Source organism: Paucibacter sediminis, from assembly GCF_030254645.1.
In the GTDB taxonomy this organism is placed as follows: Bacteria; Pseudomonadota; Gammaproteobacteria; order Burkholderiales; family Burkholderiaceae_C; genus Paucibacter_B; species Paucibacter_B sediminis.
In genome coordinates this window covers 764,768-787,447 of the sequence record NZ_CP116346.1, presented here as the reverse complement: position 1 = coordinate 787,447, position 22,680 = coordinate 764,768, and the positions used below count along the sequence as shown (strand labels likewise).

At 69.5% G+C, this 22,680-nt stretch carries 19 protein-coding genes; 10 read left to right on the top strand and 9 right to left on the bottom strand.

Annotated elements, in window-relative coordinates; translation table 11 throughout:
- Positions 1-39 precede the first annotated feature (39 nt).
- From hslU to PFX98_RS03620, 5 genes are all read right to left on the bottom strand, one after another.
- Positions 40-1,350 (bottom strand): ATP-dependent protease ATPase subunit HslU, encoded by a 1,311-nt coding sequence (hslU, locus tag PFX98_RS03640; RefSeq protein ID WP_285233819.1) that lies wholly within the window; start codon positions 1,348-1,350, stop codon positions 40-42.
- On the bottom strand, positions 1,347-1,919 hold the full coding sequence (hslV, locus tag PFX98_RS03635) for an ATP-dependent protease subunit HslV (protein WP_285233818.1): 573 nt from the start codon (positions 1,917-1,919) through the stop codon (positions 1,347-1,349). Before hslV ends, hslU begins: the two co-directional genes overlap by 4 nt.
- Before the next feature lie 76 nt (positions 1,920-1,995).
- Positions 1,996-3,741, bottom strand: a complete 1,746-nt coding sequence (locus PFX98_RS03630; protein ID WP_285233817.1) for a hypothetical protein — start codon at positions 3,739-3,741, stop codon at positions 1,996-1,998.
- A gap of 45 nt (positions 3,742-3,786) precedes the next feature.
- The gene (dksA, locus tag PFX98_RS03625; protein ID WP_285233816.1) at positions 3,787-4,503 is read right to left on the bottom strand and encodes an RNA polymerase-binding protein DksA; all 717 of its coding nucleotides are present in this window, start codon (positions 4,501-4,503) and stop codon (positions 3,787-3,789) included.
- A gap of 149 nt (positions 4,504-4,652) precedes the next feature.
- Complete coding sequence (locus PFX98_RS03620) at positions 4,653-5,705, bottom strand: CobW family GTP-binding protein (RefSeq protein WP_285233815.1); 1,053 nt, start codon at positions 5,703-5,705, stop codon at positions 4,653-4,655.
- Between the two features lie 119 nt (positions 5,706-5,824).
- Between PFX98_RS03620 and PFX98_RS03615 the strand changes: the two genes are divergently transcribed.
- The 7 genes from PFX98_RS03615 (at position 5,825) to PFX98_RS03585 (ending at position 13,670) form a co-directional block, all read left to right on the top strand.
- Positions 5,825-6,709: a CorC family transporter gene (locus tag PFX98_RS03615; protein ID WP_425334660.1), complete on the top strand. Its 885-nt coding sequence runs from the start codon at positions 5,825-5,827 to the stop codon at positions 6,707-6,709.
- Positions 6,709-8,184 carry an apolipoprotein N-acyltransferase gene (gene lnt, locus PFX98_RS03610; RefSeq protein ID WP_285233813.1) on the top strand — a complete coding sequence of 492 codons (1,476 nt, stop codon included), beginning with the start codon at positions 6,709-6,711 and terminating at the stop codon, positions 8,182-8,184. The genes PFX98_RS03615 and lnt overlap by 1 nt, the downstream gene beginning before the upstream one ends.
- Before the next feature lie 65 nt (positions 8,185-8,249).
- Positions 8,250-9,170, top strand: coding sequence for a glycine--tRNA ligase subunit alpha (glyQ, locus tag PFX98_RS03605; protein ID WP_285233812.1), 921 nt, complete (start codon positions 8,250-8,252; stop codon positions 9,168-9,170).
- A 3-nt stretch (positions 9,171-9,173) separates the two neighbouring features.
- The gene (gene glyS, locus PFX98_RS03600) at positions 9,174-11,282 is read left to right on the top strand and encodes a glycine--tRNA ligase subunit beta (protein ID WP_285233811.1); all 2,109 of its coding nucleotides are present in this window, start codon (positions 9,174-9,176) and stop codon (positions 11,280-11,282) included.
- Positions 11,283-11,300: 18 nt separating this feature from the next.
- Positions 11,301-11,957: a D-glycero-beta-D-manno-heptose 1,7-bisphosphate 7-phosphatase gene (gmhB, locus tag PFX98_RS03595; protein ID WP_285233810.1), complete on the top strand. Its 657-nt coding sequence runs from the start codon at positions 11,301-11,303 to the stop codon at positions 11,955-11,957.
- 5 nt (positions 11,958-11,962) lie between these two features.
- A complete protein-coding gene (locus PFX98_RS03590) occupies positions 11,963-12,754 on the top strand; it encodes a lysophospholipid acyltransferase family protein (RefSeq protein ID WP_285233809.1) in 792 nt (263 codons plus the stop codon).
- Between the two features lie 19 nt (positions 12,755-12,773).
- Positions 12,774-13,670, top strand: a complete 897-nt coding sequence (locus PFX98_RS03585) for a M48 family metallopeptidase (protein WP_285233808.1) — start codon at positions 12,774-12,776, stop codon at positions 13,668-13,670.
- Between the two features lie 249 nt (positions 13,671-13,919).
- On the opposite strand, the gene PFX98_RS03580 is transcribed toward PFX98_RS03585, so the two are convergent.
- On the bottom strand, positions 13,920-14,978 hold the full coding sequence (locus tag PFX98_RS03580; protein WP_285233807.1) for an MBL fold metallo-hydrolase: 1,059 nt from the start codon (positions 14,976-14,978) through the stop codon (positions 13,920-13,922).
- A 61-nt stretch (positions 14,979-15,039) separates the two neighbouring features.
- On the opposite strand from PFX98_RS03580, the gene PFX98_RS03575 reads away from it, so the two are divergent.
- Positions 15,040-15,498 carry a MerR family transcriptional regulator gene (locus PFX98_RS03575; RefSeq protein WP_285233806.1) on the top strand — a complete coding sequence of 153 codons (459 nt, stop codon included), beginning with the start codon at positions 15,040-15,042 and terminating at the stop codon, positions 15,496-15,498.
- Between the two features lie 30 nt (positions 15,499-15,528).
- On the opposite strand, the gene PFX98_RS03570 is transcribed toward PFX98_RS03575, so the two are convergent.
- From PFX98_RS03570 to PFX98_RS03560, 3 genes are read right to left on the bottom strand one after another with little or no spacing between them, the layout of a single operon-like run.
- Positions 15,529-17,958, bottom strand: coding sequence for an FtsX-like permease family protein (locus PFX98_RS03570; RefSeq protein WP_285233805.1), 2,430 nt, complete (start codon positions 17,956-17,958; stop codon positions 15,529-15,531).
- Between the two features lie 17 nt (positions 17,959-17,975).
- Complete coding sequence (locus tag PFX98_RS03565) at positions 17,976-18,653, bottom strand: ABC transporter ATP-binding protein (protein ID WP_285233804.1); 678 nt, start codon at positions 18,651-18,653, stop codon at positions 17,976-17,978.
- Positions 18,654-18,674: 21 nt separating this feature from the next.
- Positions 18,675-19,964 (bottom strand): efflux RND transporter periplasmic adaptor subunit, encoded by a 1,290-nt coding sequence (locus PFX98_RS03560; RefSeq protein ID WP_285233803.1) that lies wholly within the window; start codon positions 19,962-19,964, stop codon positions 18,675-18,677.
- A 158-nt stretch (positions 19,965-20,122) separates the two neighbouring features.
- Between PFX98_RS03560 and PFX98_RS03555 the strand changes: the two genes are divergently transcribed.
- Together PFX98_RS03555 and PFX98_RS03550 are read left to right on the top strand one after the other, a co-directional pair.
- Positions 20,123-21,457, top strand: coding sequence for a sigma-54-dependent transcriptional regulator (locus PFX98_RS03555; protein WP_285233802.1), 1,335 nt, complete (start codon positions 20,123-20,125; stop codon positions 21,455-21,457).
- On the top strand, positions 21,447-22,673 hold the full coding sequence (locus PFX98_RS03550) for a sensor histidine kinase (RefSeq protein WP_285233801.1): 1,227 nt from the start codon (positions 21,447-21,449) through the stop codon (positions 22,671-22,673). The genes PFX98_RS03555 and PFX98_RS03550 overlap by 11 nt, the downstream gene beginning before the upstream one ends.
- Positions 22,674-22,680: the final 7 nt, after the last annotated feature.

Here is a 22,680-nt window from a genome sequence, read left to right as displayed (position 1 = left end):
GCGGCGTTGACTCTGGTCAAGCGCCGACCGGGCGGGCCGTCACAGGATGAAGCGGCTCAGGTCCTCGTCCTTGGCCAGTTCGCCCAGCTTGGCGTCCACCGCGGCGCCGTCCAGGGTGATGCTCTGGCCGCCCAGATTGGGGGCGTCGAAGCTGATCTCGTCGAGCAGGCGCTCCATCACGGTGGCGAGGCGGCGCGCGCCGATGTTCTCGGTGCGCTCGTTCACCTCGAAGGCGATCTGCGCCAGGCGGCGGATGCCGTCGGCGCTGAGCGTCAGCGTCACGCCCTCGGTGGCCAGCAGGGCCTGGTACTGCTTCACCAGGCTAGCATGGGTGCTGGAGAGGATGGCCTCGAAGTCCTGCACCGACAGCGAGCCCAGCTCCACGCGGATCGGGAAGCGGCCCTGCAGCTCGGGGATCAGGTCGCTGGGCTTGCTGAGGTGGAAGGCGCCCGAGGCGATGAAGAGCATGTGGTCGGTCTTCACTAGGCCGTACTTGGTGCTCACCGTCGTGCCCTCCACCAGCGGCAGCAGGTCGCGCTGCACGCCCTGGCGCGAGACATCGGCGCCGCCATGCTCGGCGCGGCTGGCGACCTTGTCGATCTCGTCGATGAAGACGATGCCGTTCTCCTGCGCGTTGCGCAGTGCCGTGGTCTTGATCTCGTCCTCGTTGAGCAGCTTGGCGGCTTCCTCCTCCACCAGCAGCTGCATCGCCTCGGCGATCTTGAGCTTGCGGGCCTTGCGCCTGCCCGCGCCCATCTGCGAGAACAGACCTTTCAGTTGCTCGGCCATGTCCTCCATGCCGGGCATATTGGCCGGGCCGAGGATTTCCATGGTGGGCTTGGGCTCGAGCAGCTCGATCTCGATTTCCTTGTCGGCCATCGTGCCCTCGCGCAGGCGTTTGCGCATCAGCTGGCGGGTGGGGTTCTCGGCATCGCTGCCCGGCACCAGGATGTCCAGCACACGCTCCTCGGCGGCGTCCTCGGCGCGCGTGCGCTGGCGGCGCATGGCGTGCTCGCGCTCCTGTTTGATCGCCATGTCGACCAGGTCGCGCACGATCGAGTCCACGTCCTTGCCCACATAGCCCACCTCGGTGAACTTGGTGGCCTCGACCTTGATGAAGGGCGCGTCGGCCAGCTTGGCGAGGCGGCGCGCGATCTCGGTCTTGCCCACGCCGGTGGGGCCGATCATGAGGATGTTCTTGGGCGTGATCTCGCCGCGCAGCTTTTCATCCACCTGCTGGCGGCGCCAGCGGTTGCGCATCGCGATCGCCACGGCGCGCTTGGCGGCCTGCTGGCCGACGATGTGGCGATCGAGTTCGGAGACGATCTCCTGGGGGGTCATGCTGCTCATTCCAGGGTCTCTATGGTGTGGTTGCCATTGGTGTAGATGCAGATCTCGCCGGCGATCACCAGCGACTGCTTGACGATCTCGGCGGCCGAGAGCTGGCTGTGGTTGAGCAGCGCCTTGGCGGCGGCCTGGGCATAGGCGCCGCCCGAGCCGATCGCCACGATGCCCTGCTCGGGCTCCAACACATCGCCGTTGCCGGTGATGATCAGCGAGGCCTCGCGGTCGGCCACCGCCAGCATCGCCTCGAGCCGGCGCAGCACGCGGTCGGTGCGCCAATCGCGCGTCAGCTCGACGGCGGCGCGCACCAGATTGCCCTGGTGCTTTTCGAGCTTGGCCTCGAAGCGCTCGAACAGGGTGAAGGCATCGGCGGTGGCGCCGGCAAAGCCCGCCAGCACCTGCTCGCGGTAGAGCTTGCGCACCTTGCGCGCGCTCGCCTTGACGACGATGGTGCCCAGGGTCACCTGGCCGTCACCGCCGATCGCCACCTGCATGCCCTGGGGCGTTTGCCGGCGCACGCTGACGATGGTGGTGCCGTGGTAGCTGGGGAAGGAAGAAGATGATGAAGAGTCCATAGGGGCTCCAGATGGGGGCGCGGGCCGCAGCTTCAACCAAGCATGCGGCCCGCGGCTTGATTCGGATGTCGGGAGCTTAAACCTGGCGCACCTTGATGCGGGCGTGCTCGTTGATGCCCATCGCGCCGAAGAACATCGCCACCAGACGGTGGGTCTCGCTGAAGATCACCGCGCGGTTCTCGCTGCGGCGCGCCAGCACCCAGTTCAGCAGGTCGCCCGCGGCCATGAAGTCCAGGCGGATCAGCTTGGGGCAGGCGATGTTGATGATGGTGGCGGCGCCGAGCTGCTCCGTCATTAGCTGCAGGGTTTCGCTGATGTCGCCGCTCAGCTGGCCCGAGAGCTCGAGCTGCACCGCGCCATCGAGCTGGGTCTGGTCGGTGATGCTGGTCTCCATGAAGGAGCTGCTTGCCTCGCCGGGCTGCATGGTGGTGCTGGCGGGCGCGCTGGTGGAGAGGCTGTTGCCGCTCACCCGCACGCTGCACCGGACGCGCTCCCAGGAGGGCGGCGAGACCTCGTAGGTCACGCAGTAATCGATCGCGGCCTCGTCGAACTGGTCGGGCCGGTTCACCACCCGCAGCGCTTCCAGGCGCAGCATCCAGAACGCCGGATCGACGTCGCGCACGCCCACCGGCGCCTGCTCCTTGAGGCGCAGCAGGAAGTTGTCGCCCGCCAGCCAGCGGATGTCCAGCGGCTGGCCGGCCCAGGCGCGGAACAGCTCGCGCAGCTTGGCGCAGGCTTCGGCGTCGATCTGGTTGAGCTTGGTCCAGTCCAGCACCCAGGGCATGGGCTGCACTTCGCAGCGCGAGCGCAGCTGCGCCACCGCCTCGAGGTCCAGGTACTCGGGCGCGGCCCAGGTCACGCCGCCGGCCTGGCCATGCGGCACACGCTCGCTGCGCGCCGCCTCGGCCACCAGCTTGGGCAGGGAGAAATACTGTGGGGCCGAGAGCCCGAACTGGTGGGCGTAGTCGCCCGCCAGGCCCTCGAACTTGCTCTGCTGGCCGGTGGCGCGGTAGAGGTCGAACAGCGCCAGCCAGGTCTCGGCATGCAGATTGCGTTGCCCGCCGGGGCGGGTCAGCTCCAGCAGGCCGCGTTCGCAGCTTTCGTAATCGGCATTCGCAAAGGCGATCACCGCCTCGTCGAGCTCGGCGTCGTGCACGAACTCGTTTACCTCGACGGCCGGCTGGTTGGCCGCCCTGAAGCTCAGCGGCGGCTCGGGCAGGTCCAGCGGCGGCAGGATGCTGGGCTTGCCGTCCGACAGCGGCGACATGCCCGCGCCCATCACCACGGCCGCGGGCGGCGGGGCGATCTCCAGGCGCTCGATCTCCTCGGGCGGGGCGTACTCGGCCACGCGCGCCGCCAGCTCCTGCTGGGCCGCCTCGGTGGGGGCGAAATGCGCGGGGCGCGTGCTGGTGTCGAAGAAGCCGGGCGCGTGCTGGCTCTGCTGGCGTTCGGTGGGGGCGAAGTTCTCGCCCACCATCTGCTGCTCGATCTGGTCGATCTTGGCCTTCACGCCCAGGTCGATCTTGGAGTTGATCTCGCTATTGCGGACGATCTCGTCGATGCTCGAGGACGAGCCGCCCAGCGCCGCCAGCTGTTCGGCGGTGAGGCCCTCGCGGCGGATGCGGCGCAGCATGTCGAGCTCGCGCTTGCGCACGAAGTCGTTGCGGCGCTTGCGCTCCACCATGGCGCGCAGTTCGGCCTTGGCAGCATCGCCCTCGGGGTCGTCCTGGCGCGAATTGATCTCGGCCCAATCCGTGGTCGGATTGGCCACGAAGCGCGCCACTTTGCGGAAGAAGCTTTCGCCGTCCTTCGGTTCAGTCATGCGCGTGCGTCGGCTGGCGGGGGTTCAGGAACGGAGCCCCAGGGCTCAATCGCCAAACATCTTCTGCTTGAGCTCGCGACGCTGCTGGGCTTCCAGCGAGAGCGTGGCGGTGGGGCGGGCGATCAGGCGGCCGAGGCCGATGGGCTCGCCGGTCTCGTCGCAATAGCCATAGTCGCCGGTGTCCAGGCGGGCCAGCGACTGCATGATCTTCTTCAGCAGCTTGCGCTCGCGGTCACGCGTGCGCAGTTCCAGTGCGTGCTCTTCCTCGATGGTGGCGCGGTCGGCCGGGTCGGGGACGATGGAGGTGTCTTCGCGCAGGTGCTCGGTGGTCTCGCCGGCATTCGAGAGCACGCCGTCCTTCAGCTCGGTGAGCTTGGCGCGGAAGAACTCGATCTGCTTGTCGTTCATGTACTCGCTCTCGGGCATGGCGAGCACTTCGGCATCGGTCAGTTCATGGCCGGCCTTGGTCTTCCAGGCGTTGACGAGCTTGGGGTCGGCCTTGGCCGGCGTACGGGGAGATTCAATCACGGGACTACTCATTTGGCGCGTTGGCGGCTTCGGGGGAGCAAAACGGTCTGCAAATCGGTTGCTGCCAGGCGTTGGTGCGGCGACTTCCAGGGTGGCCACTGCGGCGGAGTCTTCGTGCGCGTCAGCCTTGGGCTTGCTCGCAGTCTTTCCAGCCTTGGCAGCGGGGCGACCCTCGGCGGCGGCCTTGGCCGTCGTCGGGGTGGGTTTTGGGGCCGGTGTCTTGCTCACGTTCACACTCCTCTTTGGCAGTTATACCTGCTCTGTAGGGTCAGTTCGCAACGGGTTGACGCCTGCTGGCCAGCATGCGCCGCTTCTTGGGCGCCGCGGATTGTAGCCAGCTTGCGCCAAGCCCTCGTTTGTCCAATTTGTCACCGAGTGTGGCACTAAGCCAGACAGCCTTCCAGTCCCTGCATAAGGATGTCCTTGGGCAGGTCGATGCCGATGAAGACCATCTTGCTCTGCTTCTTCTCGCCGGGCATCCACTTGGGGCCCAGGTCCGAGCCCATCAGCTGGTGCACGCCCTGGAAGATCACCTTCTTGTCGGTGCCCTTCATGTTCAGCACGCCCTTGTAGCGCAGCATCTTGGGGCCGTAGACCTGCACGATGGCGCCCAGGAACTCCTCCAGCTTGGCGGGGTTGAAGGCGCGGTCGGAGCGGAACACGAAGGACTTCACGTCGTCATCGTGCACATGGTGATGCGGGTGGTCGCAATGCTCGCCATGCTCATGGTCGTGATCATGGTGGTGGTGATGGTCGTGCTCCTCGGCCTTGAGGAAATCGGGGTCGATGTCCAGCTTGGCGTTGAGGTTGAAGCCGCGCAGGTCGAACACCTTGGCAATCGGCACCTCGCCGAAATGCACGCGCTCCTGCGGTGCGCGCGGGTTCATGTGCTTGATGCGGTGGCTCAAGGCGTCCACGCTGGCCTCGTCCACCAGATCGCTCTTGCTGATGAAGATCTGGTCGGCGAAGCCGATCTGGCGGCGCGCTTCCTGGCGCGTGTCGAGCTGCTGCTCGGCATGCTTGGCGTCCACCAGGGTGAGGATGGAGTCGAGCAGAAAGCTCTCGGCAATCTCGTCGTCCATGAAGAAGGTCTGCGCCACCGGGCCGGGGTCGGCCAGGCCGGTGGTCTCGATCACCACGCGGTCAAAGTCCAGCTCGCCGCGGCGCTTCTTGGTGGCCAGGTCCGAGAGGGTGGTGCGCAGGTCTTCGCGGATGGTGCAGCAGACGCAGCCATTGCTCATCTGGATGATCTGCTCCTGGGTTTCGGCCACCAGGATCTCGGTATCGACGTTCTCCTCGCCGAACTCGTTCTCGATCACGGCGATCTTCTGGCCATGGGCCTCCGACAGCACGCGCTTGAGGAGGGTGGTCTTGCCCGAGCCGAGGAAGCCGGTGAGGATGGTGGCGGGAATCAGACCCTGGGATGCGGATGACATGGTGTTCTCTACAGATGAAGCAAACGAGCCCCACAGATGAGGGCGGCTGACTGTCTTTCAAGCGGGCTGCAATGTCAATCGGTTATTCTGTGCGTCCTGAAACTACGACACGCAGCACTGTGTCTGAACCCCAGCCTAGTAGGAGCCCCCACACCAAGAGTGGGGGTCACAAGTCTGCCGCCGAGCCCCGCGGTCTCCTGAACCGCATGCTGGAATTCCTGCATCCCGGGCCGGATTCCACCTCCGAATTGATCGAAACCCTGGCCGATGCCGAGGAGCGGGCGCTGATCGCCCCCGAATCCCGGCAGATGCTCGAGGGTGTGCTGCGCATGGCCGAGCTGAGCGCCGGCGACGCCATGGTGGCGGCGCCGCGCATGGACCTGCTGAATATCGATGCCAGCTACGAGGATTTGCTGGCCACGGTGATCGAGACCGGCCATTCGCGCTTCCCGGTCTACGAGGACGGGCGCGACAACATCATCGGCATCCTGCTCGCCAAGGATCTGCTCAAGCTGCAGCGCGCCCCCGAGCTGAACCTGCGCACCCTTCTGCGCCCGGCGGTGTTCGTGCCCGAGACCAAGGGCCTGAACGAGCTGCTGCGCGACTTCCGCTCCAACCGCAACCACCTCGCCATCGTCATCGACGAGTTCGGCAACACCGCCGGCCTCATCACCATCGAGGATGTGCTGGAGGAGATCGTCGGCGAGATCGAGGACGAGTTCGACGACAAGGATGGCGAGTCCAGCATCTACACCCTGGCCGATGGCAGCCAGCGCGTGGCGGGCGATGCCGAGATCGCGGCCGTCAACCAGGCCTTCGGCGTCGAGTTGCCCGCGCAGGAGTTCGACACCATCGGCGGCCTGGTCGCGCACCAGCATGGCCGCGTGCCGCGCCGTGGCGAGACGGTGACGATGGCCGGCCTGCACTTCCACGTGATGCTGACGCGCGGCGGCTCGGTGCGCTGGTTCAAGGTCACGCGCGAAACCGGCTCGCAAGATAGTTGATGCGGCGCCTGCTCCAGTCCTGGCCGGTGGCCCTGCTGGCCGGCCTGCTGCACCTGGCCGCGTTTGCCCCGACGCAGGCCTGGGTGCTGCAGCCCCTGGCGTTGGCCTGGCTGGCCTGGGCCAGCTGGGACGCGACGCCGGCGCGCGCCGCGCGCCTGGGGCTGGCCTTCGGCCTGGCCTGGCTGGCGGGTGGGCTGTGGTGGCTCTATATCAGCATGCACGAGTTCGGCCATCTGCCGGGGCTGATGGCGGGCGGGGCGGTGCTCTTGCTGGCGGCGTTCTTGTCGCTGTACCTTGCCGGAGCCATGGCGCTGGCAGCCTGGTTGCGCGGCACATCGGTTTCGGCCTGGCATGGGCTGACCTGGGCGCTGTGCTGGCTGCTCGCCGAGCTGGCGCGGGCCACCCTGTTCGGTGGCTTCCCCTGGATCGCCAGCGGTTATGCGCACACGGTCGGGCCGCTGGCCGCCTGGGCGCCCTGGCTGGGCGTGTATGGCATCACCCTGCTGGCGGCGCTGCTGGCGGCGGCGTTGGCGGCGGCGCTGCGCGGAGCACGGTTGGCGCTGGCGCCCGCATTGCTGATCTTGCTGGCCGGCCTGCTGCTGCCGCAGGACTTCACCCGTAGCAGCGGCAGCATCAAGCTCTCGCTGTTGCAGCCCAATGTGCCGCAGGACCAGAAATTCGACCGCGAGCTGATGGACGCGAACCTGCAGCGCCTGTATGCGCAGATTGCTGCAGCGCGCGGCCAGGTGGTGCTGACGCCCGAATCCGTGGTGCCGCTTCCGCTCGCCTATCTGCCGCCTGAGTTCCTGCAGGCGCTGGCGCAGGGCGCGCGCGAACGGCCCCTGCTGCTGGGCAGCTTTCTGGGCGATGAGCAAACGGGCTTTGTGAACTCGCTGCAGGCCTTCGGTGGTGATGCTCGTGGCCAACAAGCCTACAGCTACGGCAAGCGCCATCTGCTGCCCTTTGGCGAATACATCCCGCCCGGCTTCCATTGGTTCGTGCGCATGCTGCAGATTCCCATGGACGACCAGGCCGCCGGCCAGCACCAGCAGGCCTTTGCGGTAGCGGGCCAGCGCCTGCGTCCTCTGATCTGCTACGAGGATCTGTTCGGCGAGGACTTTGTGCAGAGCGTGGTGGGCGCGGACGCCGCCACCGTGCTGGTGAATGCCAGCAACCTGGCCTGGTTCGGCACGCTGATGGTGCAGGACCAGCACCTGCAGTTCTCCGTCATGCGGACGCTGGAATTCCAGCGCCCGCTGGTGCGCTCCACCAATACCGGCGCCACCGCGGCGCTGGACCATCGCGGCCGTGTGCTGGCGCGCCTGCCCGCCGCCACCGCGGGCGTGCTGGAGGTGGAGGTGGAGGGGCGGACGGGCAGCACTCCCTATGCGCGCTGGCTAGCGGCGCTGGGGCTCTGGCCCTTCGGCGCACTGTTGGTTCTTGGCCTGGGCTGGGCCTGGCGACGGCGGCGCTGAGCCCTGCTCACCCTGGGCTCACCTAGAATCGGGCGCTTCCCAATGTCGACCGCCACGCGCCCACCATGCTGAGCTTCCAGCAAATCATTCTCAAGCTTCAGGAATACTGGTCCGCCCAAGGCTGCGCCTTGCTGCAGCCCTATGACATGGAGGTCGGCGCCGGCACCAGCCACACCGCCACCTTCCTGCGCGCCCTCGGCCCCGAGCCCTGGAAGGCCGCCTATGTGCAGCCCAGCCGCCGCCCCAAGGACGGCCGCTACGGCGAGAACCCGAATCGCCTGCAGCATTACTACCAGTACCAGGTGGTGCTCAAGCCGGCACCGGCCAACATCCTCGAGCTCTATCTGGGCTCGCTGGAGGCGCTGGGCTTCGATCTGAAGAAGAACGACGTGCGCTTCGTCGAGGACGATTGGGAAAATCCGACGCTGGGCTGCTGGGGCCTGGGCTGGGAGGTCTGGCTGAACGGCATGGAAGTGACCCAGTTCACCTATTTCCAGCAGGTCGGCGGCGTCGACTGCAAGCCCATCACCGGCGAGATCACCTACGGCCTGGAGCGCCTGGCCATGTATCTGCAGGGCGTGGAGTCGGTCTACGACCTGGAGTACACGCCGGGGCTCAAGTACGGCGATGTGTTCCACCAGAACGAGGTGGAGCAGTCGACCTACAACTTCGAGCACAGCGATGTCGAGTTCCTGCTCAGCGCCTTCGCGGCGCATGAGAAGCAGAGTCAGCACCTGATGAGCGAGCAGCTGGCGCTGCCCGCCTACGAGCAGCTGCTCAAGGCCGGCCACAGCTTCAACCTGCTGGACGCACGCGGCGCCATCTCGGTGACCGAGCGCGCCGCCTATATCGGCCGCATCCGCAATCTGGCGCGCGCCGTGGCGCAGAGCTATCTGGACAGCCGTGCCCGCCTGGGCTTCCCGATGGCGCCCAAGGACTGGGCCGATGAAGTGATTGCCCAGATCGAAAAGAAGAAGGCGGCCTGAACCATGACTGCTGATCACAAGAACCTGCTGGTTGAACTGTTTGTCGAAGAGCTGCCTCCCAAGGCGCTGAAGAAGCTGGGCGAGGCCTTTGCGGCTGTGCTGGCCGACAGCCTGAAGTCGCAAGGCCTGGCCGCAGCGGGTGCCGCCGTCACCGCCTACGCCTCGCCGCGCCGCCTGGCCGTGCAGGTGGCGGGCGTGGCCGCCAAGGCCGCGGATCGCGCCGTGCAGCAGAAGCTGATGCCCGTGGCCGTGGCCCTGACGGCCGAGGGCCAGCCCACGCCGGCCCTGCTGAAGAAGCTGGCCGCGGTGGGCGCTGACGCGGCCGTCGTGCCCCAGCTCAAGCGCGCCATGGACGGCAAGGCCGAGGCCCTGTTCCTCGATTCCATCGTGGCCGGTGCCACCCTGACCGAGGGCCTGCAGAAGGCGCTGGACGAGAGCCTGGCCAAGCTGCCCATCCCCAAGGTCATGACCTACCAGCTGGCCGATGGCTGGAGCGATGTGAAGTTCGTGCGCCCGGCCCATGGCCTGGTGGCCCTGCATGGCACGGCCGTGCTGCCGGTGCAGGCCCTGGGCCTGACGGCCGGCCGTACGACGCGCGGCCATCGCTTCGAGGCCAGCGTGCCCGAGCTGAGCATTGAAAGTGCCGACAGCTATGCCGCGCAACTGCGCGAGCAGGGCGCCGTGATCGCCAGCTTTGCCGAGCGCCGCGCCGAGATCCTGCGCCAGCTCGGCGAGGCGGCCGCCCAGCAAGGGCTCAAGCCGATCGAGGACGAGGCCCTGCTGGACGAGGTCACGGCCCTGGTCGAACGCCCGAATGTGCTGAGCTGCCAGTTCGAGACCGAGTTCCTGGCGGTGCCGCAGGAATGCCTGATCCTGACGATGAAGGCGAACCAGAAGTACTTCCCGCTGCTGGACGCTACGGCCAAGCTGACGCACAAGTTCCTGGTGGTCTCCAATATCCGCCCGGCCGACGCCAGCGCCGTGACCGGCGGCAACGAGCGCGTGGTGCGCCCGCGCCTGTCGGACGCCAAGTTCTTCTTCGACCAGGACCGCAAGAAGAGCCTGGCCGAGCGGGTGCCAGGTCTTGCCAAGGTGGTCTACCACGGCAAGCTGGGCACGCAGGGCGAGCGCGTCGAGCGCGTGCGCGCGATTGCACGGGCCATCGCTGAACAACTTGGCGGCGTCGATCTGGCCGCCCAGGTCGATCAGGCTGCCCATCTGGCCAAGGCCGATTTGCTTACCGACATGGTGGGCGAGTTCCCCGAGCTGCAGGGCATCATGGGTGGCTATTACGCCCGCCACGACGGCCTCAGCGAGGCCGTGGCCGACGCCATCGAAGACCATTACAAGCCGCGCTTTGCCGGCGACGAGCTGCCGCGCAACGAGGTGGGCCTGGTGGTGGCGCTGGCCGACAAGCTGGAGACCCTGGTGGGCCTGTTCGGCATCGGCCAGCTGCCCACCGGCGACAAGGATCCCTTCGCGCTGCGCCGCCATGCCCTGGGCGTGGTGCGCATGCTGTCCGAGCGTGCCGGCACGCTGGAGCTGAGCCGCCTGCTGAAGGCGGCCGTGCCGGCCTTTGGCGGCCTGATCCAGGACCCCAGCGAGGCGCTCGCGCCATTCATCTACGAGCGCCTCTCCGGCAGCCTGCGCGAGCAGGGCTATAGCGCCCAGGAAGTGGACGCCGTGCTGGCGCTGAATCCGCAGCGCCTGGCCGATGTGGGAGCGCGCCTGCAGGCGGTGCGCGCCTTCGCGGCCCTGCCCGAGGCGGCCGCGCTGGCCGCCGCCAACAAGCGCATCGGCAACATCCTCAAGAAGAGCGAAGAGCCGGTGCAGGCGCAGATCAAGGACGCCCTGCTGGCCGAGCCGGCCGAGCAGCATCTGGCCGGCGCGCTGAAGATCACGGCCCAGGTGGCCGACGCGCTGTTCCACAACGGCGAGTACGCCGCCTCGCTGCGCGAGCTGGCGGCGCTCAGGGGTCCGGTGGATGCCTTCTTCGACGGCGTGATGGTGAATGCCGAAGACCCGGCGCTGCGCGCCAACCGCCTGGGCCTGCTGAAGAGCCTGCACGAGGCGATGAACCGCGTGGCCGATCTGTCCCGCCTGGCCAGCTAACCACCGTTCGCAAGCACCATGCCCTCGATGCGCTCCGACCACAGCCACAGCATGAAGCTCGTCATCCTGGGCCGTGACGGGACCATCAACCGCTACCGCGACGACCATGTGAAGTCGATCGACGAGCTCGAGCCCCTGCCCGGTGCGCTCGAGGCGGTGGCGCGCCTCAACCATGCGGGCTGGCACACGGTGATGGCCACCAACCAGCCCGGCATCGGCCGCGGCCTGCTGGACATGGCCTCGCTGAACGCGGTGCATATGCGTTTGAACCAGTTGCTGGCCGAGAAGGGCGGGCGGCTGGACGCGGTGTTCTTCTGCCCGCACACGCCCGAGGAGGGTTGTGCCTGCCGCAAGCCGCTGCCGGGCCTGATCGAGCAGATCGGCGAGCGCTTCGGCGTGGCGCTGCCGCAGGTGCATATGGTGGGCGCCAGCCTGCGCGACCTGCAGACGGCGCAGGCCGCCGGCTGCGTGCCGCATCTGCTGCGCAGCGACCGCCTCGGCAAGCTCGACGAGGCCCAGCTCCAGGCCTTGCTGGCCCAGGTGCCGGGCGCGCGCCTGCATGCCGACCTGACCCAGTTCGCCGACCATCTGATCCAGGACGAGCGCCGCGCCAAGGCCGATGCGCGCGGCGAGGCCATGCCGCCCGATACCGGCCCAGGTGATCTGAGCGAGTGATCACGATGGGCTTGTCCGTACTGCTTTCCGTGTTGAGGTCTGCCGTGCTGGTGCTGGTGCTCACCGCGACGGTGATCCCCTGGGCGCTGGCGGTGCTGGCCATCTCCGTGTTTGCGCGCGGCGACCGCGTCTACTGGGCCTGCGTGGGCTGGTTGCGCCTGGCGATCGCGGCCGCCAAGACCATCTGCGGCGTGGACTACCGCGTGCACGGCATGGAGAACCTGCCCAGCAAGGCCGAGCGGAACTCCGCGGTGGTGCTGCTTTCCAAGCACCAGTCCACCTGGGAGACCTTTGCCTACCCGACCCTGATGGCCCACCCGATGGCCTATGTGTTCAAGCGCGAGCTGCTCTATGTGCCCTTCTTCGGCTGGGCGATGGCGCGCATGGACATGATCCACATCGACCGCAGCAAGCGCGCCGAGGCCTGGGCCCGGGTGGCGGCGCAGGGCAAGCGCCTGGCGGCGATGGGGCATTGGGTCATCATGTTCCCCGAGGGCACGCGCATCGCGCGCGGCCGCAAGGGCGATTACAAGACCGGCGGCACGCGCCTGGCGATTGCCAATGGCGTGCCGGTGGTGCCCATCGCCACCAGCTCGGCGCGCTGCTGGCCGCCGCGCAGCCTGCTGGTGCGGCCGGGCGTGGTGGACATCTCGATCGGCAAGCCCATCCCCTCGGTGGGCCGCGAACCGGCCGAGCTGATGCGCGAGGTCGAGGCCTGGATCGAGGCCGAGATGCACCGGCTCGATCCCGAGGCCTATGCGCCCGCGGTCGGGCGCGTCGAGCGCACGCTGGCTTGAATCAGTACACTCGCAGGCCATGCTGAGACGTCTGGCCGGGCTCTTTTCCAAGAACGCACAGCTGTCGCTGTTCGACAGCGATGAGCCGCAGGCTGCGCCCCTGGTGAGCGCGCCGTCGGCGGCCCGGCCCGAGCGCCCCACGCCCTCGGCGCACAGCCGCGAGCTGCTGCTGGATGGCCACCGCGTCGGCTACGAGTTGCGCCGCGCGCGCCGCCGCAGCATCGGTTTCACCGTCAGCGAGCTGGGTCTGCGCGTCAGCGCGCCGCGCTGGGTGCCGCTGGGCGAGATCGAGCGCGCGCTGCAGGGCAAGTCCGGCTGGATCCTGCGCAAGCTGGTGGAGCAGCGCGAACGCGCCCAGCGCGTCGAGGCGGCCCGGGTGCAATGGGCCGATGGCTGCAGCGTGCCCTATCTGGGCGAGAGCCTGATCGTGGTGCTGGATCCGTCCGCCGCGCAGCACCCCGGCGGCGCGCGCTACGACAGCGGCGCGACCGATCCGCAGGCCACGCTGGCCTCGGTGGCACGCCACACCCTCTATCTGGGCCTGCCGCAGGGCGCCAGCGCCGAGCAGGTGCGCGATGCCGTGCAGGCCTGGCTGCAGCGCCAGGCCAAGGCCTTGTTCGAGCAGCGCTGCCGCCATTTCGCCGCCCAGCTGGGCGTGCACATGACCAGGCTGCGCCTGTCGTCGGCGCAAACGCGCTGGGGCAGCGCCAGCGCCGACGGCGTGATACGCCTGAACTGGCGCCTCGTCCACTTCGGCCTAGCCACCATCGACTATGTGGTGGCCCATGAGCTCGCGCATCTGCGCGAGATGAACCACAGCCCGCGCTTCTGGGCCCTGGTGCGTTCGGTGATTCCGGACTACGAGGCCTCGCGCGAGCGCCTGCGCCAGGCGGCCCTGCCCAGCTTCGAGGCCTGAACCTGGGACCTTTCCCCCTTTGGGGGGGCTTGCCGCAGGAAGGGGTGACCCTCACACTCGCGCCTGCAAGCTGTCATCACCCGCATCTGAGTTCACAAGGGTTTCTTCAAGTCCCTCGGAACTTACGGTGGCGCCAGGGCCCCGCATCCCCATGGATCCGGTAGACCCGCGCTTAGAACCGAAAAGTTGATGCCATAAAAAAGGCCCGACCCGCCGCCCCCTCCCGGGGGCGGCGGACACCGGTTGAGCCTAGACCGCCGAGAAGCGGTACACCCCGTTCTCATCCAGGCTGCGGCGCAAGCGCCCCGCCAGCCACAGCGCGTTCAGATGCGCCACCGACTCGCCCATCGCGAAGGTGGTCTGGTGCAGGTCGAGCTTGCGCTTGAACATCAGCTCCAACAATTCGGCCGCATGACAGGGCTTGGCCGTGCAGGCCTGCAGCACCTCGGCCAGGCGCTCGTCGTGGTGCTCCAGCAGCTGGTCCACGCGCGCATGCAGGCCGCGGAAGGGCTTGCCATGCGAGGGCAGCACCAGGGTCTCGGCCGGCAGGCTCAGCATGCGCTTGACCGAGTCCAGATAGAGGCTCAGCGGGTCGGCCTCGGGCTCCACATCCACCACGCTGACATTGGTGGAAATGCGCGGCAGCACCATATCGCCCGAGATCAGCAGGCCCTGGCTAGCGCTGTGCAGGCTGATGTGCTCGGGCGCATGGCCGTAGCCGGTGATGCAGCGCCAGTCGTGCCCGCCGATGCGCAAGACCTGACCCTCCATGAGGCGGCGGTAGCTGCTCGGCACCGCCGGCACCATGCTGGGGTAGTAGCTCGAGCGGGCGCGGATCTTGGCCTGCGAGTCGGGGTCGGTGAGGCCGTGGCTGGCAAAGAAATTGGCGGCCAGTTCGCCGCCCATGCCGACGGTGGAGCCGCTGGCCAGGCGCGCCAGGTTGTAGTCGGTCGCACTCATGTACAGGCGGCATTGCCACCGCTCCGTCAGCCAGGCCGCCAGGCCCATGTGGTCGGGGTGGAAATGCGTGACGATCACGCGCAGCACCGGCAGGCCGTCGAGGTGCGCGGCGAATACCTGCTCCCAGAGCGCCTTGGTGGCGTCGTTGTGGATGCCGCTGTCGACGATGCTCCAGCCAGCTTGGCCGTCGATCTCGTCGCGCAGCAGCCAGAGATTGATATGGTCCAGCGCGAACGGCAGGCCCATGCGCAGCCAGCGCACGCCGGGCTGCAGCTCCAGCACGCCGCCGGGCGCGGGCAGGGCATCGCCCATCGGGTAGGAGAGTTCGGATTCGCGCGGATTGGCCATGGGGGGACTGCCTGCCTTAGACTTACGTTTACGTTAACGTCACGTGAGCCCAAGTGTAGCCATGAGCACAGAGTCCAGCCCTCCGGCCAAGAAGAGCAAGGCAGCGGCACGTGCGGTCGAGCCGGCCTCGCGCCTGTTCACCATCACCGAGCTGGCCGCCGAGTTCGACATCACGCCGCGGGCGATCCGCTTCTACGAGGACATGGGCCTGCTGACGCCGGCGCGCGCCGGCCGCAACCGCGTCTACACGCACCGCGACCGCACCCGCCTGAAGCTCACCCTGCGCGGCAAGCGCCTGGGCCTGACGCTGCAGGAGGTCAAGCAACTGGTCGACATGTACGACTCCGAGTCCGACGCGGCGCCGCAGCTGAAGGCCTTTCTGGCGGTGCTGCAGCAGCACCGCCGCCAGCTCGAGCAGCAGCTCGACGACATCGAGGTCACGCTGGCCGAGATCGCCCAGCATGAGGAGCGCTGCCAGAGCCTGCTGGGCGAGGTGGCCAACAAGGCACGGCGCGCCTGAGCCGGCGCCGCAAGACGCCTAGGTTCAGGCTCAGGCCCGCAGCGCCAGCACGGGCCGCATCGCCATCGCCGCCAGGCCGTGGCGCAGGCTGGCCAGCAGGCTCACCAGCAGCAGGCCCGCCAGGGCCAGGCCCTGCGGCCAGGCGCCGCTGGGGCTGCGGTCGGCAAACTGGCTCAGGTATTGCTGGCCCAGCCACCAGGACAGCGGCAGCGCGATCAGCGCCGCCAGCAGCAGCAGCACAGCGAACTCGCGCAACAGCCGGGTCAGCGCCTGCAGCGAGGAGGCGCCATGCAGCTTGCGCAGCACCAGCTCGCGTGCATGGCGCTGCACCAGATAGGCGGCCAGCGCATAGACGCCGAAGCCGGCCAGGGCCAGGGCCAGCACGCCGGTGGCGCTGACCAGCTGGGCGATGCGCCGGTCGGTCTCGTAGGGCTCCAGCATGGCCTGCTCGACGCTCTCTACGCTGAAGGGTTCGCCCGGGAAGATGCGCTTCCAGGCCGGCGCCAGCAATTGCTCGGCAGTTTGCTCGGCCTGGCGGTCGGTCTGGTAGTGGGGCTTCAGGCGCAGGTTCAGCACCCAGAAGCCGCGCCGTTCGGCCAGCGCCTGCTCGCTGCGTTGCAGGCGCAGCATGTGCGGGCGCGGTAGCTCGCGCGTGCCCTCCAGGGTGAGCGCCGGCACGACGCCGACGATGCGCAGTTGCTCGCGCTGCTGGTTCAGCCCGACCATGGTCGAGGCCACCGTCTTGCCGATGGCCTCGGCGGCGCTGGCAAAGCCGAGCGCGCGGACGGCCGGCTCGTCGAGCACGATGGCATCGCGGCCGGCGCCCGCGAGCTCCCCGGCCAGCAGGGGCACCTTGTAGAAGGCGAAGAAGTCGCTGTCCAGTGCGCTCATGCGCAGCTTGGCCTGGCGGTCCTGGTAGCTGAAGTCGGCGTTGCGATCCAGGCGCGCGCTGCCCGGCACGCTGTCGGTCCAGGCCATGGCGCTGACCTCGGCGAGCTGTGCCAAGGCCTGGCGCAGGTCCTCGGCCTGCTGGGCGCTGGCGCCGGCCGGCATCGGCAGGGCCAGCGCGCCCTCGGGGTGGTAGCCGAGCTCGCGCTGCAGCACATGGCGGTTCTGCAGGCTCAGCAGCAGGGCCAGGCTGCAGACCAGCAGCGCGATGCCGAACTGCAGGCCGCTGAGCACGCGGCGCAGCAGCAGCCCGCCGCGGCCCTCGCTGGCCTGGCGCCCCTGCAGCGCCGCGGCCGCCTGCTGGCGCCAGGCCAGCCAGGCCGGGTAGAGGCTGACCAGCAGGCCCAGCAGCAGGCCGACCAGCAGCAGGCCGAGCAGGGGCAGCGGCTGCAGCAGCGCGTCGGGCATCGGGACGCGCAAGGCGTTCGTTAGCCACGGCAGCAGCAGCCAGGCCAGCAGCAGGGCCAGCGCCGAGGCCAGCAGGATGCTCAGCTGGGCTTCGACGGCGAATTGCAGCAGCAGCCGGGCCGGGCTCAGCCCCAGGCTCTTGCGGACCGCGATCTCGCGCTGGCGCTGCAGCGTGCGCACGCCGCTGAGGTTGACGAAGTTGAGCAGGGCCAGGCTCAGCAGCAGGGCGGCGATGGCGGCCAGCGCCGCCAGCACCTGCACGCGCAAGCGCCCCTCGCGGCCCTCGAAGGGCATCTCGGTCACCGGCAGGGCGCGCATGAAGGCGGCCTTGCGGCCCTTGGCGGTCCATTCCGGCGGCAGCTCTTTCATGATAGGGCTGGCGTCCAGCAGGGCCTGCGCCACCGCGCCGACCTGGGCGGCGCTGGCGCCCGGGAGCAGGCGGCCGTAGACCCGGCCGGCGATCATGAACCAGGCCTCGCGGGTGTCGCGATCGATGCCCGCGGCCGGCGCGTCGAAGCCGAGATAGGCCTCGGCGCGGAACTGGCTGCGCGACTGCGGCTCGGGCAGCACGGCCGCGACGCTGAGCGGGTGCTTGCCAAGCACCAGGGTCTTGCCGAGCACGGCGGTATGGCCGAACAGCTTGCGTGCCAGGCCCTCGGTGATGGCGATCGTGTCCGGGCGGCCCAGGCTGCTGCGCAGATCGCCTTGCAGCGCGCGCAGATTGAACAGCTCCACCAGGCTGGCGTCGGCGGCCAGGGTGCTGGCGCGCACGCTGCGCTCGCCCTGGCGCAGCGTCACCATGTCCTCGGACACGCGGCTGAGCAGCTGCACCGGTGCGCGCGCCTGTGCCAGTGCCTGGCTGAACACGAAGGGCGAGCCCAGGAACCAGTCTTCCTCGCGCCCCGGCATATTGCCGTGGAAGTCGATCAGCACGATGCGCTCGGGTGCCTGCAGGGCCGGGTCGGGCCGATAGCGCTCGCCCAGCAGAATGGCCAGCAAATAGCAGGCCGCCAGCGCCAGCGCCAGGCCGCCGATCAGCACCGCGGCGTTGAGCGGTTCGGCCAGCAACTGACGCCAGGCCACGCGCAGATCCAGAAATTTCATTGCCAGACTCCCTGTGCTCAGGCCGCGAGCGCGTCGACGAGGATGCGGCCGTCCAGCAGGCGCAGGCAGCGCGAGGCCTGTGCGGCATGTGCGGGCGAGTGGGTCACCATCACCAGGGTCGTGCCCTCTTCGTTGAGCTCGCGCAGGATGCGCATCACCTCGTCACCCTGGGCGCTGTCGAGATTGCCGGTGGGCTCGTCGGCCAGCAAGAGGGCCGGGCGCGCGACGATGGCGCGCGCAATCGCCACGCGCTGCTGCTGCCCGCCCGAGAGCTGCGAGGGCCTGTGGCCGGCGCGGTGCGCGATGCCCAGCCGCTGCATGGCCTGGTCCACACGCGCGCCATGCTCGCGCGCCGGCACCTCGCCGTACTCCAGCGCCAGCTCGATGTTCTCGCGCACGCTCAGGTCGTCGATCAGGTTGAAGCTCTGGAACACGAAGCCGATGCGGCCGCGGCGCAGGCGGCTCAGCTGGCGCTCGTTCCAGCCCGCCACGTTCTGGCCGTCGAACCAGTATTCGCCGCTGCTGGGCGCGTCCAGCAGGCCCAGGATGCTCAGCAGGCTGGACTTGCCGCAGCCGGAAGGGCCGGTGATGGCCAGGTACTCGCCCGCCTCGATCTCCAGGTCGATGCGGTTCAGCGCGGTGGTCTCCACCTCGGCGCTGCGATGCAGCTTGCTCAGGTTCTTCAGCTTGATCATGGGGGCTCTCCTCGTCCTCGTTCAGTTTTGCAGATTCAGCAGGGCGGCGTCGCCGTACTGGCGCACCTTGGAAACAACCACGCGCTCGCCGGGCGCGAGGCCGTCCAGCACCTCGATGCGGCCGGCGGCGCGGCGGCCCAGGCGCACGTTGCGGCGCTCGGCCTGGCTGCCCTTGGCGTTCAGCACATAGACCCAGGCGCCGCCGCTGTCGGCATAGAAGGCGCCATCGGCGATCAGGCGCGCGCGGCTGGGCTGGCCCAGGCGGATGCGCGCATCCAGGCTCTGGCCGGCCTGCAGACCCGGCGGCAGGCCCTGGGTGAATTCCATCTCGACGCCGAAGCGCCCTTCCTTCACCTGGGGCAGGCGCTGGGTCACCGTCAGGGGCCAGGTCTTGCTGGCGATGTCCAGGCTGGCGCGCAGGCCGGTCTGCAGGCGGTTCAGGTAGAACTCGTCGACATTGCCGACCAGCTTGAAGCTGGCGATATCGTCGATGCGGCCGAGCCGGTCGCCCGGTTTCACCGAGCCGCCCACCTGCAGGGCAAAGCCGCTCAGCTGGCCGTCGCGCGGGGCACGCGCCGACAAGCCGGCCGCGGCCTGGCGCACCAGCGCCAGGCCCTCGCTCAAGCCCCTGACGGCGCGCTCCAACTCGCCGATGGCCTGCTCGCGGGTGCGCATCTCGGCGGCGCCGTCTTCGCGCGCCTGCTCTAGCAGGCGCTGCTGCAGCGCTTGTTTCAGGCGCGCGTCCTCCAGCACCGCGGCCGAGACAAAGCCCTGCGCGGCCAGCTCCTGTTGGCGCTTGAGATCGGTGTTGGCGCGCTCGGCTTCATGGGCCAGATTGCTGAGGTCGCGGCGCTGCAGCGCGCGCGCGTTGGCCAGGCCGGTGCGCTGGCCGGAGAGGTTGGCGAGCTGCTGCGCCACCTCGGCCGAGCGCTGCAGCACCTCCTGCTCGCGCTGCGGGTTGGAGAGGCGGTAGAGCAGGGCGCCGGCCTTGAGCATCTCGCCATCGCGCACCAGCACCGCATCGACGCGGCCGCCCTCGGTGGCGTCCAGCAGCACTTGGTGCGCCGGCACGACCTGGGCGCGCAGGCTCAGTTCGTCGAGGAATTCGCCCTCCGCCACGGTCGAGAGGCTGAGCTCGGCGGCCGGCACCGAGAGGCCGCGCGGCAGGCTGGTGAACAGCAGCGCGCCCAGGCCCAGCAGGCCCAGCGCGGCACCGCCCCAGCGCAGCGGGCGCTGGTATTTGCGCCGCGGCAGGGGGCGGTCCATGGCGGCGCCCGAGGCGGGCGGAAGGCTGTGCAAATGTGCGCTCATCGCCACTTCAGTGCAAGCGCCGTGCCAGGGCGTCTTGCCGGGAGAAAGCCGCTGCCTGGGCGCGTCGGCGTCCGCAAGCGGACAGGTTCGACCGGGCTCACTGTCCGGAAGCGGACAGTGGCTGGATGGCGGCGCGCGCCGCTGCTATGGTGTTGCCCATGTCCATGCTGATACTCGACGACGACCCCGACGTGGGCCTGGCGGCCAAGCTGCTGCTGCAGCGCCGGCTCCCGCCGACCTGCCCGGTGCGGCTGCTGCAGCGGCCGGCCGAGCTGGCGGCTGCCCTCGAGGCCGAGCCGGTGGAACTGCTGCTGCTGGACATGAACTTCCTGCCCGGCCGCACCGACGGCGCCCAGGGCCTGGCGCTGCTGGAGCAGCTGCTCAGGCGCGGCGCGGCCGCGCCGGTGGTGATCGTGATGACGGCCTATGCCGAGGTGAATCTCGCGGTGGCGGCGCTCAAGGCCGGTGCCTTCGACTTCATTACCAAACCCTGGGACAACGCCAGGCTGGTGGCCACGGTGGCCGCCGCCCTGGCGAGCCGCCGGCCGGCCCAGGCGGCGGCCAATGCCTCGGCCCTGCTGGGCGAGGCGCGGCCGATGCAGGAGCTGCGCGCGCTGATCCAGAGCGTCGCGCCCACCGAGGCGAACGTGCTGGTGCTGGGCGAGATGGGCTCGGGCAAGGAGCTGGTGGCGCGCGAGCTGCATCTGCAGTCGGCGCGTGCGGCCGGCACCTTTCTGGCGGTGGACCTGGGCGCGCTGGCCGAGTCGACGCTCGAGAGCGAGCTGTTCGGCCACAAGCGCGGCAGCTTCACCGATGCGCGCAGCGAGCGCCCGGGGCGCTTCCAGGCGGCCGCGGGCGGCACGCTCTTCCTCGACGAGGTGGCGAACCTGCCGCTGGCCAGCCAGGCCAAGCTGCTCACCGCGCTGGAGCGCCGCGAGGTCACGCCGCTGGGCGCCGACCAGCCGCAGGCCATCGACGTGCGCATCGTCAGCGCCACCAATCTGGACGAGGCCGCGCTGTTCGACCCGCAGCGCTTCCGCGCCGATCTGCTCTACCGCCTCAACACCATCGTGCTGCGCGTGCCGCCGCTGCGCGAGCGCCGCGAGGACGTCCCGCTGCTGTGCCAGCACTACCTCTCGCAATACGCGGCCCAGTACGCCAAGCCGCCGCGCCATTGCAGCGAGGCGGCGCTGGCGGCCCTGCGGGCGCACGACTGGCATGGCAATGTGCGCGCCCTGCGCCATGCCTGCGAGCGCGCGGTGATCCTGGCCCAGGGCGATCGCTACGAGTACGCCGACTTCGGCCTGCGCGCCGGCCCGGCGCCGGCCTCGCTTGAGCCGGCCCCCGCGCAACACCTGACCCTGCACCAGCGCGAGCGCGCCGCGCTCGACGAGGCGCTGCGCCAGGCCCAGGGCAATATCAGCCAGGCCGCGCGCCTGCTGGGCCTGAGCCGGGCGGCCCTGTACCGCCGCATGGAAAAGCATGAGCTCTGAGTTGCGCCGTGGCCAGTGGCTGCGCGCCCGCGTGGTGCTGGCCGCCGCCCTGCTGGCCCTGGGCAGCGCCGGCCTGCTGGCCGCCGCGGGTTCGCCGCGCGTGCAGCTGCTGCTTGGCCTGGCGATGGCGGGGCTGGCCGGCTGGGGCTGGCGGGCGCTGGCGCGCCTGCAATGGCCGGCGCCGGCGCTGCAGGCCGAGCCGGCGCAGCCGCAACAGGATCTGCAGCAGCGCCTGCTGTTGCTGGAGGGCGAGCTGGAGCATGTGCCGGTGGCGCTGTTCCGCTGCAGCGCCGGCCAGGTGCGGGCGCTGAACGCGCGCGCACGCCGTTTGCTGGCGCCCGGCGGCGCGCAGGAGCGCGCCGAGCTGCTGCGGGAGCTGGCCGAGGCGCAGGGCGAGGCCGGCCGCGCGCTGCTGCACATCGCCACCGAACGCGGCCTGGAGCGCTGGCTGCTGGCCGCCAGCGCCATGACGCTGCAGGGCGAGCCGGTGCGCCTGCTGGCCCTGCTGCCGCTGGAGTCGGAGCTGGAGGCCGAGACGCTGAAGGCCTGGCGCCAGCTGGTGCATGTGCTGACGCACGAGATCATGAATTCGCTCACCCCGATCGCCTCGCTCGCGCGCAGCGCGCAGGAGCTGCAGGGCGATGCCGAGCGCGCGCAGGACCTGGCCCTGGCGCTGGACACGGTGGCGCGACGTGCCGAGGCGCTGGCGCGCTTTGTGGCGGACTACCGGCGCGTCAGCGACTGGCCCGAGCCGCGGCCCGAGCCGGTCGAGCTGCAGGCCCTGTTCGCGCGCCTGGAGCAGCTGGTGGCCGCGGGCTGGCGCGCGCGCGGCGGCCAGGCGCGCTTCCAGGTGCAACCCGACTCGCTGAGCCTGATGGCCGACCCTGGCCAGCTGGAGCAGGCCCTCATCAACCTGATGAAGAACGCCGCCGAGGCCACCGCCGAGCTGGTCCAGCCCAGCCTGGAGGTGCAGGCACGGCTCACGCGCGGCGGCCGCCTGGCCATCAGCGTGCGCGACAACGGCCCCGGCGTGCCGCAGGGCCTGGAGCAGCAGATCTTCATGCCCTTCTTCAGCGCGCGTAGCAGCCCCGCCGGCGGCGGTGCCGGATCGGGCATCGGCCTGGCGGTGGTGCGCAACCTCGTGCACGGCATGGGCGGCACGGTGCGCTATGTGAAGCCGCCCACCGGCGGGGCCTGCTTCGTGCTGAGCTTCTGAGCCCGCC

Excerpts from the sequence above, each read along its gene's own strand:
- PFX98_RS03575 (WP_285233806.1), top strand. The coding sequence starts at position 15,040 with ATGAGCACAGAGTCCAGCCCTCCGGCCAAGAAGAGCAAGGCAGCGGCA.
- PFX98_RS03570 (WP_285233805.1), bottom strand. The coding sequence starts at position 17,958 with ATGAAATTTCTGGATCTGCGCGTGGCCTGGCGTCAGTTGCTGGCCGAA.
- glyS (WP_285233811.1), top strand. The coding sequence starts at position 9,174 with ATGACTGCTGATCACAAGAACCTGCTGGTTGAACTGTTTGTCGAAGAG.
- PFX98_RS03630 (WP_285233817.1), bottom strand. The coding sequence starts at position 3,741 with ATGACTGAACCGAAGGACGGCGAAAGCTTCTTCCGCAAAGTGGCGCGC.
- PFX98_RS03590 (WP_285233809.1), top strand. The coding sequence starts at position 11,963 with ATGGGCTTGTCCGTACTGCTTTCCGTGTTGAGGTCTGCCGTGCTGGTG.
- PFX98_RS03565 (WP_285233804.1), bottom strand. The coding sequence starts at position 18,653 with ATGATCAAGCTGAAGAACCTGAGCAAGCTGCATCGCAGCGCCGAGGTG.
- glyQ (WP_285233812.1), top strand. The coding sequence starts at position 8,250 with ATGCTGAGCTTCCAGCAAATCATTCTCAAGCTTCAGGAATACTGGTCC.
- hslV (WP_285233818.1), bottom strand. The coding sequence starts at position 1,919 with ATGGACTCTTCATCATCTTCTTCCTTCCCCAGCTACCACGGCACCACC.
- PFX98_RS03555 (WP_285233802.1), top strand. The coding sequence starts at position 20,123 with ATGTCCATGCTGATACTCGACGACGACCCCGACGTGGGCCTGGCGGCC.
- PFX98_RS03550 (WP_285233801.1), top strand. The coding sequence starts at position 21,447 with ATGAGCTCTGAGTTGCGCCGTGGCCAGTGGCTGCGCGCCCGCGTGGTG.
- gmhB (WP_285233810.1), top strand. The coding sequence starts at position 11,301 with ATGCCCTCGATGCGCTCCGACCACAGCCACAGCATGAAGCTCGTCATC.
- PFX98_RS03580 (WP_285233807.1), bottom strand. The coding sequence starts at position 14,978 with ATGGCCAATCCGCGCGAATCCGAACTCTCCTACCCGATGGGCGATGCC.
- PFX98_RS03560 (WP_285233803.1), bottom strand. The coding sequence starts at position 19,964 with ATGAGCGCACATTTGCACAGCCTTCCGCCCGCCTCGGGCGCCGCCATG.
- PFX98_RS03585 (WP_285233808.1), top strand. The coding sequence starts at position 12,774 with ATGCTGAGACGTCTGGCCGGGCTCTTTTCCAAGAACGCACAGCTGTCG.
- hslU (WP_285233819.1), bottom strand. The coding sequence starts at position 1,350 with ATGAGCAGCATGACCCCCCAGGAGATCGTCTCCGAACTCGATCGCCAC.
- lnt (WP_285233813.1), top strand. The coding sequence starts at position 6,709 with ATGCGGCGCCTGCTCCAGTCCTGGCCGGTGGCCCTGCTGGCCGGCCTG.
- PFX98_RS03620 (WP_285233815.1), bottom strand. The coding sequence starts at position 5,705 with ATGTCATCCGCATCCCAGGGTCTGATTCCCGCCACCATCCTCACCGGC.